Genomic DNA, 16,887 nt, shown 5'->3' on the forward strand with positions numbered 1-16,887 from the left:
ATGCCAGTGCCAGTGATGGAGTGTTATGCCGAAACGCGGGGCCGCGGCCCCGACCTCGTGCTCTTGCACGGCTGGGGCTTGCACGGCGGCGTGTTCGACGCGCTGGCCGACCGCCTCGCCGATCACTACTGCGTGCACGCGGTCGACCTGCCCGGCCACGGCGCCTCCGGCGCGGTCGGGGTGTTCGACGCGGCGGCGGTCGCCGACGCGCTCGCCGCGCAGTTCCCGCTGCCGGTGCATGTGCTGGGCTGGTCGCTCGGCGGCCTGGTCGCCCAGCACTGGGCGGCGCGCCACCCGTCCCGGGTGCTGAGCCTCGCGCTGGTGTCGACCAGCCCGCGCTTTGTCAGCGGCCCGGACTGGCCGCACGCGCAGGACGCCGCCGCCATGCGCGCGGTCGCCGACGCGCTTGGCGGGCAGTTCGAGCGCACGCTGGAGAATTTCCTCTCCCTGCAGACGCTGGGCGCGCCGCACGCGCGCGAGCTTGCGCGCGCGCTGTCGGCCTCGCTGTTCGCGCACGGCCGCCCGCAGGGGCTGCTGCCGGCGCTCGAATGCCTGCTCTCCGACGACGCCCGCCCGCTTGCCCGCGACATCCTTGCGCCGACGCTGGTGTTGGGCGGCGAGCGCGACCGCATCACGCCGCCCGGCGCCAGCCGCTGGCTGGCGGAACACCTGCCGCACGGGACGCTGCACATGTTCGGGCAGGCGTCCCACCTTCCCTTTGTTTCCCACGCCGCGGCCTTCGAGGCCTGCCTGCGGCAACACCTGGACCATCACGCATGAGCGAAGCGTTTTACACCGACAAGGCGCGGGTACGCGCGTCCTTCGAGAAGGCCGCGGCGAGCTACGACGGCGCCGCCGTGCTGCAGCGCGAGGTCTCCGACCGCATGGACGAGCGGCTCGGCGTGATCCGCCACACGCCCCTGACCGTGCTCGACGCGGGCTCCGGCACCGGTTACGGCGCAGCCGCGCTGCGCGCGCGCTACCCGGACGCGCGGGTGGTCGAGCTCGACATCGCGCACGCGATGCTCGCCGCGTCGCGCGGCAAGCAGTCGGCCGCGCGCTCCCTGGTCGGGCGGCTGTTCTCGCGCGCGCGGCCGTGGCAGGTGTGTGCCGACGTCGAGGCCCTGCCGCTGGCCGACGCCAGCGTCGACATGGTGTGGTCGAACCTGGCGATCCAGTGGCTGAACGAGCCGGACAAGGTGTTCGCCGAGTTCCGCCGCGTCTTGAAGCCGGACGGCCTCCTGATGTTCTCGACGCTGGGGCCGGACACGCTGTCCGAACTACGCGCGGCGTTCGCCGGGCAGGACGCGGCCACCCACGTCAACCGCTTCCTCGACATGCACGACTTGGGCGACGCGCTGTCGCGCGCCGGTTTCGCGCAGCCGGTGATGGACATGGAAAAGATCGTGCTCACCTACGCGCAGATGCGGGACGTGCTGCGCGACCTCAAGGCGATCGGCGCGCACAACTCGACCGCCGGGCGCAGTGCCGGGCTGACCGGCAAGCATTTCTGGCGGCGCGTCGAGGCCGCGTACGACGCGCAGCGCAAGGAAGGCGTGCTGCCGGCGACCTATGAGGTCGTCTACGGCCACGCCTGGCGCGCCGCGCCGCTCCCTGGCCGCCTCGCCGACGGCCGCCAGGTCATCGAATTTGTCAGGCCCGCCCGAACGGCGTCCTGAGCTTGGCGCGCCCGCTTGCTGGGCGCGCCGGATCTTGCAGGTAGAGGAACCATGAAGTTGCATACCCTGGCCGGCGCCTTGCTGGCCGCCACGCTCGCCGGTTGCGCGAGTACCCGCCCCGAACCGATTCCGTCCCCCCCGACCCCGCCGGCGACCACGACCGCGCCGCAGGCGCAGGTGCCGGACAAGCCGTCCGCCCCGGTGCACGCCGCCCCCGCGCACAAGGTGCGCAAGCCCAGGGTCGCCCTCGCGCTGGGCGGCGGCGCCGCCAAGGGCTTCGCGCATATCGGCGTGATCAAGGTGCTCGAGGCGAACGGCATCAAGCCCGATATCGTCACCGGCACCAGTGCGGGCGCGGTGGTCGGCGCGCTGTACGCGTCCGGGCTGACCCCGTACCAGTTGCAACTGCGCGCGATGAAGCTCGACGAGAGCGCGCTGACCGACTACACGCTGTCGACCTCCGGCGTGATCAAGGGCGAGAAGCTCGCCGAATACGTGAACCGGCAGGTGAAGGGGCGGCCGCTGGAGAAGCTCGCCAAGCCGTTCGGCGCGGTCGCCACCGAACTCGACACCGGCCGCCGCGTGGTGTTCCGCACCGGCAACACCGGCAGCGCGGTGCGCGCGTCGGCCAGCATCCCCAACGTGTTCCTGCCGGTACAGATGCACGGCAAGCGCTATGTCGACGGCGGGCTGGTCAGCCCGGTGCCGGTCAGCGCGGCGCGCGAGATGGGCGCCGACATCGTGATCGCGGTCGACATCTCGGCGCGGCCGTCCGGCGGCAGCACGGGCTTTTTGTCCCTGCTCGACCAGAGCCTGAACATCATGAGCCAGAGCGCGCTCAGGGCCGAGCTGAAGGACGCCGACGTCACCCTGCGCCCGCAGGTCGGCGCCATCGGCGCAACCGGCTTCGACGGCCGCCACCGCGCGATCCTCGAGGGCGAGAAGGTCGCACGGATGGGGTTGCCGGCGATACGCCATGCCATAAAACTAAAAGAGCAGGCGCTACAGAAGTAATGGCATAATCCGGGGTGGTCGCGCTGCGCCGCGACGGATAGGCAGATTGCTTGCCGACACGGCCGACGCAGTGGCTATGCTGTTGCTAGTTCCTGCTCAGGAGTTGCCACCGATGATCGTCCTCTACGGCGTTGCGCTGTCCCCCTACTACAACAAGGTCAAGATCGCCCTGATCGAGAAGGGCGTGAACTTCGAGGAAGTGTTCACCCCGCCGTCGCGCGAGGAGACCTTCCTCGCCAAGAGCCCGATGGGCAAGATTCCCTACGTCGAGATCAACGGCTACGCGCTGGCCGAGTCGACCGCGATCCTCGAGTGGCTGGAAGACGCGTACCCGACCGCGGCGCTGCTGCCGCCGGCGCCGAACGCGCGCGCGCGTTCCCGCGAGCTGATGCAGCTGATCGAGCTTTACCTCGTCGAGCCTGCGCGGCCGCTGACCGCGCACCTGGTGTTCGGCGCGCCGCTGGAGGACGCGCAGCGCGCGCAGGCGGACGAGGCGATCCGGCGGGGCGTCGCCGCGGTCAGCCGGATTGTGCGCGTGAACCCCTGGCTTGCCGGCGAGGACTTCAGCTACGCCGACATCGTCGCGGCGAGCTTCTTCCCGCAGCTCTCGCAGGTGACCGGACAGGTGCTGGGCGAAAACCTGCTCGCCGCGCTGCCGGCGCTGGACGACTACCTCGCGCGGCTGGGGCAGCGGCCGAGCGTCGCGCGCACCTGGGCCGACCGCGACGCCGCGCTCGCCGCCTTCATGGCGAGGAGAGGCGCGTCCTGACGCGGTTTTTCCTTCATTCCTCTTCCCATTCGAACTCGAGCTGGCGGCCGGCATCGTCGCCGGCGAGCCGGCAACCCAAGCCGAGCAGGCGCACCGCACGGCCGCCGCCGCGCGCGTGCGCGGTGTCGAGCAGCCGCCCGAAGCCGGGCAGCGACAGCTGGCTCGCCGTGTGTTCGACCGTGGTCTGGCTGAAGTCGGCGAACTTGACCTTGACCACCAGCGCGCGGATAGCCGGGTCGCCGGCACGGCTGAGCCTCGCCTTCAGGCGGGCGAGCAGCTCGGGCGTCTCGGCGCGGCAGGCGGCGAGTGTCGGCAGGTCGCGCGCGTAGGTCTCCTCGACGCTGACCGACTTGCGCACCCGCTCGGTTTCGACCTCGCGGGGGTCGACCCCGTGCGCGAGCTCGATCAGGCGCGCACCGAAGCGGCCGAACTCGCGCTCGAGGAGCGTCGGGTCGGCGCCGATCAGGTCGGCGCCGTTAAAGAGCCCCATCGCCTCCAGACGGCCGGCGGTGACGCGGCCGACCCCCCAGAAGCGTGCGAGCGGCAGCGCCGCGGCAAACGCCGCCGCGTCGGCGGGGCGCACCACGTACTGGCCGTCCGGCTTGTTCCAGTCGGAGGCGACCTTGGCGAGAAACTTGTTGGGGGCGACGCCGGCCGACGCGGTGATGCCGACTTCTTCACGGATGCGACGGCGGATTTCTTCGGCCATCAGCGTCGCGCTGCCGCGGCACAGCGTCACCCCGCTGACGTCGAGGTAGGCCTCGTCGAGCGACAAGGGTTCGATGCGCCCGGTGAACGCCTGGTAGATCGCGTGCACCTGGCGGCTTGCCTCGCGGTAGCGCGCCATGTCGCCCGGCACGATCAGCAGTTGTGGGCAGCGCCTGAGCGCGGTCGCCGACGCCATCGCCGAGTGGATGCCGTAGCGGCGCGCGACGTAGTTGCAGGTGGCGATCACGCCGCGGGTGTGCGGGCTGCCGCCGACGGCGAGCGGGATGTCGCGCCATTCGGGGTGGTCGCGCATCTCGACCGATGCGTAGAACGCGTCGCAGTCGACGTGGATGATCTTGCGCTGCACCGGGCGTCAGGCGGGACGGGTATCGCTATGGCCGAGCGGCTTGTCCGGCGCGACGAGGTCGCGCACGCGCTGCTTGATCTCGCGCAGCTCCGGGAAGCCGCCGTCGCGCTTGCGGTCCCACAGCAGGGTGTCGCCGCAGTGGACGGTGAACACGCCGCCCGAGCCCGGCGACAGCGTGACGCCGCCCAGTTCCTGCTCGAAGGTGGTCAGCAATTCCTGCGCGAGCCAGGCGGCGCGCAGCAGCCAGCGGCAGCCGGTGCAGTAGCGGATTTCCAGGCGGGGAAGGGCGGGGTGGTCCATCGTGGCGGTCCGTTCGGTTCGAGGCAGGCCCGATGGTAGCCTATCCGACGCCGTCCGCGCTCCCCGGTACTGCATGTCTGCCCGTGAGGGCAGCCCTCCTCCATCTCATTATTCTTCAGGTGTTGCCTGGCGAGGGGATGCGGCCGGACGGCGTCACACTGGAGGCGGCCAACGCTCCAGTTCAGTCATTGTGCATATCTAAGCGGTTCGTGTAAAGCAAATCTGGATGTTGTCAGACAAAAATGACCGGTTGTCGCGGATCTGCGACGCGAAAAATCGCTGTCATCTTGCTGTCACCAAAACTTCTCGTGGCTGAAATATGCGCAAGGAATAATCTGTGGGTCATCCACCCGCGGAGTATCCCCGTGAAGCGAACCCTGATTTGTGCTGCCGCGCTGGCGGCGTTTGCCCTGCCGAATGCCTACGCAGCGAAGGCTGCCGGCTGGCCGACCCTGGACGGCAAGGCGCCGCTGGTGATCGCGCACCGCGGCGCGTCCGGCTACCTGCCCGAGCACACGCTGGAAGCGTACGCGCGCGCCGTCGAACTGGGCGCCGACTATATCGAGCCGGACCTGGTGTCGACCAAGGACGGTGTGCTGATCGCGCGCCACGAGCCGAACCTGAAGGACACCACCGACGTCGCCAGCCGTCCCGAGTTCGCCGACCGCAAGAAGAAGGTGAAGGTCGACGGCAAGGAAGAGGAAGGCTGGTTCGCGTCCGACTTCACGCTGGCCGAGATCAAGACCCTGCGCGCGGTGCAGCAGCGTGCCGACCGCCCGCAGCAGTACAACGGCCAGTTTTCCATCCCGACCTTCGACGAGATCCTCGTGCTGCGTGCGCGTTTGGCCAAGGAGAGTGGCCGCAAGATCGGCGTCTATCCGGAAACCAAGCACCCGACCTGGCACCAGGCGCAGCAACTGCCGCTGGAGCGCGCGCTGGTCGCGAGCCTCAAGAAGGCGGGGCTGAACCGCAAGGACGCGCCGGTGTTCGTGCAGTCGTTCGAGACCGCTAACCTGAAGGCGCTACGCAAGCTGACGCCGGTGAAGCTGGTGTTCCTGATGGACGCCGACGACGTGGCCGTCGACGGCAAGCTGGTGACCGGCCAGCCGTACGACTTCGTCGTTGCGGGTGACCCGCGCAGCTACGCCGACCTGACCACGCCTGCCGCGCTGCGCGAGATCCGCCGTTTCGCCGACGGCATCGGCCCGTGGAAGCCGTATCTGATCGCGAGCGAGGGGATGGTCGACAAGAAGACCGGCGCCGCCGCCGACGTCAACGGCGACAAGACGGTCGACATGCAGGACCGCACGCTGATCGAACCGTCGACGCTGGTACGCGACGCGCACAAGGCCGGCCTGCTCGTCCATGCCTACACCTTCCGCAACGAGCCCAAGCATCTGGCGGCCAACTTCATGGGCGACCCGGCCGAAGAGTACAAGACCTACTTCGGGCTCGGCGTCGACGGCGTGTTCAGCGACTTCACCGATACCGCCGTCGCGGCACGCCAGTCCATGGCCAAGCGCTGAGCCATCGCCGGCGTCAGTGGTGCGCCGGCATCGCATGCGCGGTGGCGGGGGCGGCCATGCCGTCCTCGACCACCACCTCGACCTTCACCTCGCCGGCCTTCTCGAAGCGCAGCGTCAGCGGGAAGCGCTCGCCCTTGGCGAGCGGCGCGTTCAGCCCCATCAGCATCACGTGCAGGCCGCCCGGCGCGAAGCGCACGGTCTGCCCGGCAGGCACCGCGACGCCGCCTTCGACTTCGCGCATGCGCATCACGCCGTTGTCGTGTACATGGGTGTGCAACTCGGCCTTGTTCGCGCGCGGCGTGGCCGCGCCAAGCAGGCGGTCTGCCTCCGGCCCGCGGTTGGCAAGCTCGAAGTAGGCGGCGCCGTTGGGCGCGGACGGCGGCAGCAGCCGGCTCCACGCATGGTGGACGGTCAGTGCGCCGGCCCGGGTTTCGTGGGCGGCGGCGGCCAGCGGCAGGGTGGCGACGAGGGCGGCGAGCAGCAGTTTTTTCATGGCGGGCAAGTCCGGTTCATATCACGGCAGAAAGCTACCATAATCCATCCGGCATCGGGTGCGACCGAATGTCGCAGCCGATTTGCCAAGGCGCGACGGCGGTTTGCCTGTTTCCGACCCGCCCCTGTGCAGCCGCCCCGCTGTCATGAAGAATGGCTGCCTGACCCGACGTCCCCGCTGCCATGCTGGAACACTTCTACCTGCAATACCTGTTCGGCGCGCTGGTGAGCCTGATCGTGATCACCAACCCGCTCTCCAAGATCCCGCTGTTCATCAGCCTGACCCACGGCATGGACGATGCCAAGCGTGCCGAACAGGCGCGCATGTCCTGCGTGTACGCGGCGGCGATCATGCTGGTGTCGCTGCTCGCCGGCAACCTGGTGCTCGAGTTCTTCGGCATCTCGTACGGCGCCTTGCGTATCGCCGGCGGCTTCGTCGTCGCCGTCATCGGCTACCGCATGCTGTTCCTGTCGCAGGACACCCACTCGACTACCCACCGCCCGAGTTGCGAGGACTGCTCGTTCTTCCCGCTGGCGATGCCCGGCATCAGCGGCCCCGGCACCATCGCGGTGGTGATCGGTCTCTCCACCGAGATCGCCGAGCTCGACACGCTGCCGGCCAAGGCCGCCGCGTTCTTCATGACCTTTGTCGCCATCGCGCTGGTCAGCGTCGGCGTCTGGCTGACGCTCAAGTCGAGCGACGTGATCGCCGAGCGGCTGGGCCGCGCCGGCCGCGAGGTGCTCGGCCGGCTGATGGGCTTCCTGCTGATCTGCGTCGGCGTGCAGTTCGTCGGCTCGGGCATCCGCACCTTCATGGCGGGTTCCTGATTGACCGTGCGATACCCTGATGGCATTGTTGGGTGTTGCTGTTTTTAGGGTTTGCCATGTCGTCTATCTCCCCGGGGTTGGCCGGGGCGCGTGATACTGTGCCAATGCTGGTCGGTGCCGCGCCGTTCGGGCTGATCTTCGGTGCGTTGGCCACCTCTTCCCATTTGACCCCTGTCCAAACGCTGGCGATGTCGCTGCTGGTGTTTGCCGGGTCGTCGCAATTCATCGCGGTCGGACTGATTGCTGCCGGTAGTGCGCTGCCGGTGTTATGGCTGACCACGCTGGTGGTCAACCTGCGCCATGCGCTCTACAGCGCCACCTTGCTGCCATACGCGCGCGATTGGCCATTGCGTTGGCGACTGCCGCTGGCGTTCTGGCTGACCGATGAGACGTTTGCCGTAGTGGAACACCGTCTGCGTTCGGGCATGCTAGCCGGCGGCGCCGCGTACTGGCTTGGCTCGTCCTTGGCGATGTACGGCAATTGGCTGCTGTGGACGCTGCTGGGTATTTTGGTCGGGCAGGGGATACCCGGCATCGCCGGCTGGGGGCTGGACTTCGCGATGCTGGCGACCTTCACCGCCATCGTCGCGCCGCAGCTCAAAACCCGTCCTGCGCTGGCCGCTGCATTGGTCGCCGGCGCGGTGGCACTGTGGTTGCGCGAATTGCCGTATCAGGGCGGCCTGATGCTGGCCGCGTGCGCGGGCATAGCCACGGGTATGTTGTTGGACGACAAGTGCAAGGAGGCCGCATGAACGTGTGGCTGGCCATCACCGGCATGGCGCTGCTGACGCTGGCCATTCGGGCCAGCTTCCTGGTACTGGGCCGGCGTTGGGTGTTTCCGCCGTGGCTGGCGCGTGCCTTGCACTATGTGCCGGTCGCGGTGCTGTCGGCGCTGGTGGTGCCGATGGCGCTGGCGCCCGGCGGCAGCATCGCGCTGTCGTGGCAGAACCCCTATCTGATCGGCACCCTATGCGCGGGTGTGCTGGCCTGGTATGGCGGGCGTACCCTGCCAGCGCTCGTGGCGAGTTTCGTACTCTTTGCTGCGCTGCGTTATTTCTCCTGAGCCTGACGCGGGCAGCCCGGCTCGAGCAGGTCCCAGCGGTTGCCGTACGGGTCGCGGAACACCGCGACCGTGCCGTAGGCTTCCTCACGCGGCGCCTCCTCGAATTCGACGCCAAGCGCCAGGTAGCGCGCGTAGTCGCGCCAGAAGTCGTCGGTATAAAGGAACAGCCAGACCCGGCCGCTGCCTTGCCGGCCGACCGCGGCGCGCTGCGTCTCGTCGGCCGCGCGCGCGAGCAAGAGCGCGGTCTCGCCGCCGGGGGGCGCGATCCGCACCCAGCGCTTGCCGCCACCCAGGTCGGTGTCTTCCAGCAGCGCAAAGCCCAGCTTGTCGCGGTAGAAGCTGAGCGCGAGATCGTACTCGTCGACGAGCAGCGAGAAGTGGGCGATGCGTTGTTTCATTTCTTCAAGTCTCCAGCAGGTTTCACAGGTTCCAGAACAGGATCAGCGCGGTCAGCGCCGGCGCCACGTAGCGGCACATCAGGCGCATGGCGCGGGCAGCGTGCGTACGCAGCGCGAGCTCGGCGCTGACGGCGGGCCACGCCTTGTAGCCGGCGAACAGCGCGGTGCCGATGCCGCCGATGGGCAGCAGGATGTTGCTTGCGGTGTAGTCCATCAGCTCGAACACGTTGCGGCCGAACAGCTTGTAGTCGGCCAGCAGGCCGAACGACAGCGACGCGGGGACGCCGGCGGCGAATACCAGGGCCGCGGCGATCAGCGTCGCCTTGCGGCGGCTGACGCCCCATTCGTCGATCGGCAGCACGACGATCAGCTCCAGCAGCGACACCGACGAAGTCAGCGCGGCGAACAGCAACAGCGCGAAGAAGGCCAAGGCGAACAGCTGCCCGAACGGCAGGTGGTTGAACACCACCGGCATCGTCATGTAGGTGAGGCCGGGGCCGGCGGCCGGGTCGAGCCCGAAGGCGGCCACCGCCGGGAAGATCATCAGGCCGGCCAGGATCGACGTCAGCGTGGTGAGCGACGCGACCCACAGCGCCGAGCCGGCCAGCTTCACCTCGCTGCCCAGGTAGGAGCCGTAGGCGAGCATGCAGCCGGCGCCGACCGACAGCGAGAAGAAGGCGAGCCCCAGCGCGTCGACCAGCATCGCCGGCGTCACCTTGGAAAAATCGGGCGCGAGGAATTCGGCGACGCCGGCGGCCGCGCCGGGCAGCGTCAGCGAGCGCACGATCAGCACGAGCATCAGCACGAACAGCGCGGGCATCAGCACCTTGCCGGCGCGCTCGATGCCGTTCTTCACGCCGGCGATCACCACCGCGAGCGTCAGCGCCATGAATACCGCGTGGGTGAGCAGCGGCTCGATGGGGCTGCCGACATACTGGCCGAACAGCGCGGCCAGCGCGGCCGCATCGTTGCTCATCACCCGGCCGTCGGCGGCGCGCACGAGGTAGCCCAGCGTCCAGCCGCCGACCACGCTGTAGAACGACAGCACCAAAAAGCCCGCCAGCACGCCGGCGTAGCCGGTCAGCGGCCACGCGCCGCTGCCCAGCCGCTTGAACGCGCTGACCGCGCCGGCGCGCGCCGCGCGGCCGATCGCGAACTCGGCGAGCAGCAGGGTGAGGCCGAGCGTGAAGGTGAGCAGGACGAAGATGGCGAGGAAGGCGCCGCCGCCGTTCATCGCGGTGACGTAGGGGAATTTCCAGATCGAGCCCAGACCCACCGTGGCGCCGGCGGAGGCGAGGATGAAACCGAGGCGGGAGCCCCATTGTGATCGCTGCATGACTACTCCTTGTACTTGCGGGGGTGGTCGCCGGACAGGGAGCTTGGGGTCGGGATGACAAAGGCCGCCTGTCGGCGGCCTGGTCAAGATGGTCGTGAACCGGCGCGCCGTGTTAAGGGCGCCACCACCAGCGGCGGGTAGTCGGGTTCACGCGTGTGCTTTTCATGTTTGTAGCATGCCTTGGCGGGCTAGCCGCCGTCAAGGCCTGGATACAATCTTCACGCTACAGGTTCTTCAGCAGGATGATCAGCACGAGCAGCGGCAGCAGGTAGCGGCAAGCGATACGCCAATGGGAGCGCCACTGGCAGGGAATGCCGGCTTCGTCTGCAAGGCGTACAAGGGCCGGGCCGCCGGCCAGCAACGCCAGCGCAATCCCCCCTGCCGGCATGGCGAGGTTGGAGACGAAGTAGTCCATGGTGTCGAAGATGCTCTTGCCGGCGACCGTAAGGTCGGCCAGCGGGCCGAACGACAGCGACGCCGGCACCCCGCACACGATGACGGCCAGCGTGACGACCGCCAATGCCCTGCGGCGCGGCCAGCCCAACTCGTCGATGAAGAAAATCGCCACCAGTTCCAGCATCGCCACCGACGAAGAGAGCGCGGCCATGACCAGCAGCGCGAAGAAGGTCACGGCAAAGATGCCGCCTGCCGGCATGTGCTGGAAAACTACCGGCATGGTGATGAAGGTGAGGCCGGGTCCGGCGGCCGGGTCTAGCCCGAAGGCGGCCAGCGCCGGGAAAATCATCAGCCCGGCAAGCAGGCTGACCAGTACCGCCAGCGCCACCACCCAGGCGGCGGCCGGCGCGATGGCGACGTCGCCCTTCATGTAGGAGCCGTAGGCGACCATGGCGCCCACGCCCAGCGACAGCGAGAAGAAGGCCAGCCCCAGCGCGTCGACGACGCTGGCCGCGGACAGTGCCGCAAAGTCCGGCCGCAGGAACGTGACCGCACCGGCCAGGGCGCCGGGCAGCGTCAGCGCCCGGACGACCAGGACCAGCATGATCAGGAACAGCACGGGCATCAGCAGCTTGCCCGCCCGCTCGATCCCCTTTTCAATCCCGCCCAGCACGATGCAGCAGGTGGCCAGCGCGAACATGGCGTGGGTAAGCAGCGGCGTTAGCGGGTCGGCGACAAAGTGCCCGAACAGGCCGGGCAGCGCCGACGCGGGCGTGGCCATGATGCTGCCGTCCAGCGCAAAGCCCAGATAGGCCAGCGTCCAGCCGCCGACCACGCTGTAAAACGAGAACAGCACGAAGCCGGCGAACACACCGAGCAGCCCGGCCAGCCGCCAGAGGCGGCCGCCCGCGCAGGCGTACGCGCCGCACGCGCCGTGCCGGGTGCTGCGGCCCAGTGCGATCTCGGCCACCATCAGGGCCAGCCCGATCGTGAAGCTGAACGCGAGGTAGAGCAGGATGAACGCGCCGCCGCCATTTTTCGCGGCGACGTACGGGAACTTCCAGATGGCTCCGAGGCCGACGGCCGAGCCGGCAGCGGCAAGAACGAAGCCGAGGCGCGAGCCCCAGGTGTGGCGGTGTTGCTGCATGGTCTCCAGTTCCGGGTATGTTCCGGCGGGCTGGCGGCCAAATGCAATCGGGCCGCCTGTGTAGGGCGGCCCGACCGGAGTGCGTGGTTTTTAGTTGTGCGCAACCGTCCTGGCCGCCCTTGTCGGGCGGACCATAAAGTAAAACGAAAAAAAGACGGCGTTGCGGTTCATGGTTTTCAGTAAATCATGTGTCCAGACGGCAAGTCAAATGCCCTTCACAGGTTCTTCAGCAGGATGGCCGCGATCGCCAGCGGCGCGACGAGCCGGCAGTTCCACTTGAGCGCGAAGAGCGGCAAGCCGGTCAGGCCCGAGTGCTGGCGCACCAGCGGCCATACCCGCCAGCCGGCGAACAGCGCGACCAGGATGCCGGAGAGCGGCATCATCACGTTGCTCACGCTGTAGTCCATCGCGTCGAAGATGTTCTTGCCGAACACGCTGATGTCCGACCACGGCCCCAGCGACAGCGAGGCCGGCACGCCGCAGAGGAACACGGCGAGGCTCAGGGTGATCACCACCGGCCGGCGTGGCAGGGAGAATTCGTCGAGGAACAGCGTCGCGATCAATTCGAGCATCGACACCGAAGAGGTCAGCGCCGCCACCGACAGCAGCGCGAAGAAGGCGATCGCGAACACCTGGCCGAAGGGCAGGCTGGCGAACACCACCGGCATCGTCATGAAGGTGAGGCCGGGTCCGGCGGCCGGGTCCAGGCCGAAGGCGACCAGCGCCGGGAAGATCATCAGCCCGGACAAGAGCGCGACGAGACAAGATAGGCCGACCACCCACGCCGCCGAACGCACGACCGGCGTCTCCTGCTTGACGTAGGAGCCGTACGCGATCATGCCGCCGGTGCCCAGCGACAGCGAGAAGAAGGCGAGCCCCAGCGCGTCGCCGGCCATCGCCGGGGTGACGGCCGAAAAGTCCGGCGTGAAGAAGGCGAGCGCGCCGGCGGCCGCGCCGGGCAGGGTCAGCGAGCGCACGATCAGCGCGAGCATCAGCAGGAACAGGGCGGGCATCAAGAGCTTGCTCGCGCGTTCGATCCCCTTTTCCACGCCGCCCAGCACGATGGCCAGCGTGGCGAGCGCGAACGCCGCGTGGCTGGCGATCGGCCACAGCGGGTCTTCCACGTAGCGGGTGAAGGTCGAGGTGAGCACGGCCGTGTCGGTGGTCAGTACCGAGCCCTCGAAGGCCAGCGCGAGGTAGCCGAGCGTCCAGCCGCCGACCACGCTGTAGAAGCTGTACAGCACGAAGGCGGCGAAGATGCCGAGCAGGCCCGCCAGCGGCCACAGCCCGCCGGCGAGCCGGCGGAACATGCCGACCGGGCCGCGCTGCGCGGCACGCCCCAGCGTGAATTCGACCAGCAACTGCGCGAAGCCGAGCGAGAAGCTGAACAGCAGGAACAGCAGGATGAAGGCGCCGCCGCCGTTCATCGCGGTGACGAAGGGAAACTTCCAGATCGCGCCCAGGCCGACGGCCGAGCCGGCGGCGGCGAGGATGAAACCGAGGCGCGAGCCCCAGCTGCTTCTTGTGGTGGTCATGATGGCCCCTTGTGGTGGAGGCCACCGCCCGCGCTGCCGACAAACAAAAAGGCCGCCTGGGCGGCGGCCGATTCAGTCTGTTTCGGGTATTCAGGACAACACGAGACGACCGGCCACCAGGGAGGAGGCCGGGTAATACACGTAGCCGGTGACGGCGATGCGGTGCGTTTTGTCCATGCGGGCATTCTGCGGGGACTGTCCAAATACGTCAATTTATTTGTATAAGATAACGGCGTTATATTGTTGAAAATCTAATTATTTGAATGGTATACGAGCGCCGGCGGCCGGCAAGGCTGGCTTGCGGAACGCTCAAGCCGTCGCCTCCGCGGCGCTGCTAAGCTCTTCACACATGTCGGACTCCATTTCCTGCTCCAGGCCCTGGCCTGCCAGGCTGGGCGGCGTCCTCGCGCAGCTGCCCATACTGCTGGCCCGCAACAGTGCCCTCACCGCCGCGATCAGCGTGACCATCGCCATCGTGCCGCTGGTGGTGCTGCGCGCCTGCCTGCTGCTGGCGATGTACGGCGCGGAGTACGCCGGATGGCAGGCGCTGGCCGGCCATCTTGGCACCTTGCACGCGCTGGTGTTTGCGCTGCTGCCGCTGCTGGTCAATGTCTACCTGTCGCTGTATCTGGCGAGCCGCGACCGGCGTTTGCCGGTGCAGGGCATCGCCGCCGGCGTCTGCGCGCTGCTGGGCTGGCAACTCGTGCTGCACCCCGGGTTTTTCGGCCTGCCGGACAACCTGCCGGTGGCGATGGTGTCCGCCTTCCTCGCCGCCTGCCTGCTCAGGCGGACCGAGCGCTGGCAGGTGCTGGACGCCGGTTCCAACCACGGCCTGGTCGAGCAGTGCGTGAACCAGATGGTGACCCTGGTGATGGTCGCCGTGGCGGGCGGGGTACTGGCCTGGCTGGCCGGGCCGCTGCTGTTCGGCGTGGCGGACGCGCTCTCGCGCTGGTCGGCGTCGCTGGCGCCGACCGGCTTCGTCGACGGCCTGCTCTACGAGTTGGTGCGCGGCGTATGCTGGCTGTTCGGCGTCAACGGCCACCATGTGCTGCGCGAGACCAGCGAAGCGCTGATCGCGGCCAGCGCGCAGAACATGGCCGCGTGGCGGGCCGGCAGCGCGCCGCTCAATATCGTCAGCAACACCTTCTTCGACGTATGGTGCGCCGCCGGCGGTGCCGGCGGCACACTCAGCCTGGCGCTTTTGATGCTGTGGCGCGCGCGCGACCGCGGTTACCGGCGGCTCGCCCGCGCGTCGCTGCCCCTGTCGCTGCTCAACGTCAACGAGCCGCTGGTGTTCGGCGTGCCGATCTTCTTCAACCCGGTACTGGCGCTTCCCTTCCTGCTCGCGCCGCTGGCGGGTTTCGTGCTGGCCTACGCGGCGACGCTGTACGGCTGGGTGCCGCCGCTGCAGCAGCAGGTCGGCTGGATGGTGCCGCCGCTCTTGAATGCCTAGCTCGCCAGCGGCGGCGCGTGGCAGGCCGTCCTGCTGCAGGGGGTGATCATCGTGCTGGGCGTGTGCATCTACGCGCCGTTCTTCACGGCGTTCGAGCTGCGCGGGCTGGGCACCTCGCGCGTGCTGGCCGCGCTGCCGGGCTTTGAAAGGGCCGATGACGGCGCCGGCCCGACCGACCGCCGGAACGAATACGTCGCGCAGATGCACGAGCGCTTCCGTGCCGAACAGAATGTCGCCCGTCTGCAGCGGGACGGGCACTTCGAGCTGGCTTTCCAGCCGCAGCTCTCCCTGGCCGACGGCAGGCTACGCGGCGCCGACGGGTCGCTGCGCGGCCCCGCCTTCATCGCCGACTACCGGACGCTCGGCCTGATGCCCGAACTCGACTTCATGGTGCTGGGCGAAGCGGTAGACGCCGCCCGGCAACTGGGCGGGCACGGCGCGTTCACCCTGTCGGTCAACCTGTCGCCGCAGACCGTGGTCGACGCACGGCTGGACGGCGTGCTCGAGCGTTTGCTCGCGCGGCCGTTGCCGGACGGGGTGACGCTGGAATTCGAGGTGACCGAGCACCAGTCGGTGGCCGACTTTGCCGTGTTTGCGGCGGCGCTGGAGCGCTTGCGCCGGCGCGGCCACGCCGTCGCGCTGGACGATTTCGGTTCCGGCTACTCGACGCTCGCCTACCTGACCCGTTTCCCGTTCGACAAGATCAAGCTCGACCGCACGCTGGTGCTGGCGCTTAGCCGGCCGGACGGCGCGGCGTTCATGGCCGCGACCGTGCGCATGTGCCGGGTCAGCGGTGCGACGGTGCTGGTCGAGGGGGTCGAGACGGAGGCCGAGCTTAGCGTGGTGAAGGGCTGCGGCGCCGACGCGGTGCAGGGTTACCTGACCGGCCGGCCGCAGCCGCTCCCGGCGCTGCTTGAGCGCCTGCAGGGCAGCTAGCGGCTGTTCCCGCTGGCCGCTACGCGTTCGGCCGCTTCCGGCGGGCCGAACAGCAGCACGCGCGCCTCTTGCCAGGAGCGCGCGCGCGCCACTTCGCGCGCCATGTCGATCCACTCGGTCAGCGTGACCCATAGCGGGTTGAAGCTCGCGACCGGCTTGACCGTGCCGTAGTCGCACGGCTCGGCCGCATCTTCCTCGACGTAACTGCCGAACAGCCTGTCCCACACCACCAGCACGCCGGCGTAGTTGCGGTCGAGGTAGCGCGGATTCTTCGCGTGGTGCACGCGGTGGATCGACGGCGTGTTGAACACTTTTTCCAGTACGCCCAGCCTGGGGATGGCCTGGGTGTGCACGAAGAACTGGAAGGCGAGGTTGACGAGCACCACGCCGACCACCGCCTCGGGCGGGAAGCCCAGCCACGCCAGCGGCAGCCAGAACAGCCACATGCCTGCGACCGGGTACATCAGGCTCTGCCGGAAGGCAGTGGTGAAGTTCATCCGCGTGGACGAGTGATGCACGCTGTGCGCGGCCCACAGCCAGCGCACGCGATGGCTCGCGCGGTGGAAACCGTAGTAGAGGAAGTCCTGCGCGACAAACAGCGCGACAAAGGCCGGCCAGCCAATCTGGAAGTCGAACAGGCGGTGCTGCCACACCCACGCGTAGACGGGCAGTACCAGCAACCAGGCGAGCTTGTCGGCGCCCTGGTGCATCAGCCCCAGCGCCGCGCTGCACAGGCTGTCGCGCCAGTCGTAGATGCCGGCCCGCCCGTCGTAGATGCCGGCCCGCCCGTGGCGGCGCCAGTAGAGGATTTCCAGCGCGACACACAGCAAGAAGAGCGGCGTCAGCGCCAGCAGCAACAACTCGATATCGAACCCCATCCCGTCCTCCTCGTGTCCGCCGGCGGCCATGCGTGGGCCACCGGTCTGCCGGCAGGCTATGT

At 68.6% G+C, this 16,887-nt stretch carries 18 protein-coding genes; 10 read left to right on the forward strand and 8 right to left on the reverse strand.

What is annotated here, in order from left to right:
- The first annotated feature begins 15 nt into the window (after window positions 1-15).
- The 4 genes from bioH to E5K04_RS02775 all read left to right on the forward strand — a co-directional run bounded on the left by bioH (window position 16) and on the right by E5K04_RS02775 (window position 3,462).
- Window positions 16-780, forward strand: coding sequence for a pimeloyl-ACP methyl ester esterase BioH (gene bioH / locus E5K04_RS02760; RefSeq protein ID WP_136551387.1), 765 nt, complete (start codon window positions 16-18; stop codon window positions 778-780).
- Complete coding sequence (bioC, locus tag E5K04_RS02765) at window positions 777-1,679, forward strand: malonyl-ACP O-methyltransferase BioC (protein WP_136551388.1); 903 nt, start codon at window positions 777-779, stop codon at window positions 1,677-1,679. Before bioH ends, bioC begins: the two co-directional genes overlap by 4 nt.
- A gap of 51 nt (window positions 1,680-1,730) precedes the next feature.
- A complete protein-coding gene (locus tag E5K04_RS02770; RefSeq protein WP_136551389.1) occupies window positions 1,731-2,693 on the forward strand; it encodes a patatin-like phospholipase family protein in 963 nt (320 codons plus the stop codon).
- A 112-nt stretch (window positions 2,694-2,805) separates the two neighbouring features.
- Complete coding sequence (locus E5K04_RS02775) at window positions 2,806-3,462, forward strand: glutathione S-transferase family protein (RefSeq protein WP_136551390.1); 657 nt, start codon at window positions 2,806-2,808, stop codon at window positions 3,460-3,462.
- Between the two features lie 13 nt (window positions 3,463-3,475).
- Here the strand turns inward: E5K04_RS02775 and dinB are convergent, their stop codons facing one another.
- Both dinB and E5K04_RS02785 read right to left on the reverse strand, forming a co-directional pair.
- On the reverse strand, window positions 3,476-4,537 hold the full coding sequence (gene dinB, locus E5K04_RS02780) for a DNA polymerase IV (RefSeq protein WP_136551391.1): 1,062 nt from the start codon (window positions 4,535-4,537) through the stop codon (window positions 3,476-3,478).
- A gap of 6 nt (window positions 4,538-4,543) precedes the next feature.
- On the reverse strand, window positions 4,544-4,837 hold the full coding sequence (locus E5K04_RS02785; RefSeq protein WP_136551392.1) for a SelT/SelW/SelH family protein: 294 nt from the start codon (window positions 4,835-4,837) through the stop codon (window positions 4,544-4,546).
- A 365-nt stretch (window positions 4,838-5,202) separates the two neighbouring features.
- Here E5K04_RS02785 and E5K04_RS02790 point away from each other — a divergent pair, with 365 nt between their 5' ends.
- Window positions 5,203-6,363, forward strand: a complete 1,161-nt coding sequence (locus E5K04_RS02790; protein WP_205700282.1) for a glycerophosphodiester phosphodiesterase — start codon at window positions 5,203-5,205, stop codon at window positions 6,361-6,363.
- 13 nt (window positions 6,364-6,376) lie between these two features.
- Here E5K04_RS02790 and E5K04_RS02795 read toward each other — a convergent pair whose 3' ends face one another.
- A complete protein-coding gene (locus E5K04_RS02795) occupies window positions 6,377-6,856 on the reverse strand; it encodes a copper chaperone PCu(A)C (protein WP_136551394.1) in 480 nt (159 codons plus the stop codon).
- Window positions 6,857-7,038: 182 nt separating this feature from the next.
- Between E5K04_RS02795 and E5K04_RS02800 the strand changes: the two genes are divergently transcribed.
- The 3 genes from E5K04_RS02800 to E5K04_RS02810 are packed head-to-tail and all read left to right on the forward strand — an operon-like array spanning window position 7,039 to window position 8,746.
- Window positions 7,039-7,683 carry a MarC family NAAT transporter gene (locus E5K04_RS02800; protein WP_136551395.1) on the forward strand — a complete coding sequence of 215 codons (645 nt, stop codon included), beginning with the start codon at window positions 7,039-7,041 and terminating at the stop codon, window positions 7,681-7,683.
- Between the two features lie 56 nt (window positions 7,684-7,739).
- On the forward strand, window positions 7,740-8,435 hold the full coding sequence (locus E5K04_RS02805) for an AzlC family ABC transporter permease (RefSeq protein WP_136551396.1): 696 nt from the start codon (window positions 7,740-7,742) through the stop codon (window positions 8,433-8,435).
- Window positions 8,432-8,746: an AzlD domain-containing protein gene (locus E5K04_RS02810; RefSeq protein WP_136551397.1), complete on the forward strand. Its 315-nt coding sequence runs from the start codon at window positions 8,432-8,434 to the stop codon at window positions 8,744-8,746. Before E5K04_RS02805 ends, E5K04_RS02810 begins: the two co-directional genes overlap by 4 nt.
- Here the strand turns inward: E5K04_RS02810 and E5K04_RS02815 are convergent.
- From E5K04_RS02815 to E5K04_RS02830, 4 genes are all read right to left on the reverse strand, one after another.
- On the reverse strand, window positions 8,734-9,144 hold the full coding sequence (locus E5K04_RS02815) for a VOC family protein (RefSeq protein WP_136551398.1): 411 nt from the start codon (window positions 9,142-9,144) through the stop codon (window positions 8,734-8,736). The two genes, E5K04_RS02810 and E5K04_RS02815, sit on opposite strands and share 13 nt — an antisense overlap.
- Window positions 9,145-9,166: 22 nt before the next feature.
- Window positions 9,167-10,480 (reverse strand): sodium-dependent transporter, encoded by a 1,314-nt coding sequence (locus E5K04_RS02820; RefSeq protein WP_136551399.1) that lies wholly within the window; start codon window positions 10,478-10,480, stop codon window positions 9,167-9,169.
- 223 nt (window positions 10,481-10,703) lie between these two features.
- Window positions 10,704-12,023: a sodium-dependent transporter gene (locus E5K04_RS02825; protein ID WP_136551400.1), complete on the reverse strand. Its 1,320-nt coding sequence runs from the start codon at window positions 12,021-12,023 to the stop codon at window positions 10,704-10,706.
- 215 nt (window positions 12,024-12,238) lie between these two features.
- Window positions 12,239-13,558 (reverse strand): sodium-dependent transporter, encoded by a 1,320-nt coding sequence (locus E5K04_RS02830; protein WP_136551401.1) that lies wholly within the window; start codon window positions 13,556-13,558, stop codon window positions 12,239-12,241.
- A 349-nt stretch (window positions 13,559-13,907) separates the two neighbouring features.
- Here E5K04_RS02830 and E5K04_RS02835 point away from each other — a divergent pair, with 349 nt between their 5' ends.
- Window positions 13,908-15,011 (forward strand): PTS transporter subunit EIIC, encoded by a 1,104-nt coding sequence (locus E5K04_RS02835; protein WP_136551402.1) that lies wholly within the window; start codon window positions 13,908-13,910, stop codon window positions 15,009-15,011.
- 42 nt (window positions 15,012-15,053) lie between these two features.
- On the forward strand, window positions 15,054-15,947 hold the full coding sequence (locus E5K04_RS02840) for an EAL domain-containing protein (protein WP_136551403.1): 894 nt from the start codon (window positions 15,054-15,056) through the stop codon (window positions 15,945-15,947).
- Here the strand turns inward: E5K04_RS02840 and E5K04_RS02845 are convergent.
- Window positions 15,944-16,825, reverse strand: a complete 882-nt coding sequence (locus E5K04_RS02845) for a sterol desaturase family protein (protein ID WP_136551404.1) — start codon at window positions 16,823-16,825, stop codon at window positions 15,944-15,946. The genes E5K04_RS02840 and E5K04_RS02845 overlap by 4 nt on opposite strands.
- Window positions 16,826-16,887 lie beyond the last annotated feature (62 nt).

The organism is Crenobacter intestini (assembly GCF_004919095.1).
Lineage (GTDB): Bacteria > Pseudomonadota > Gammaproteobacteria > Burkholderiales > Chromobacteriaceae > Craterilacuibacter > Craterilacuibacter intestini.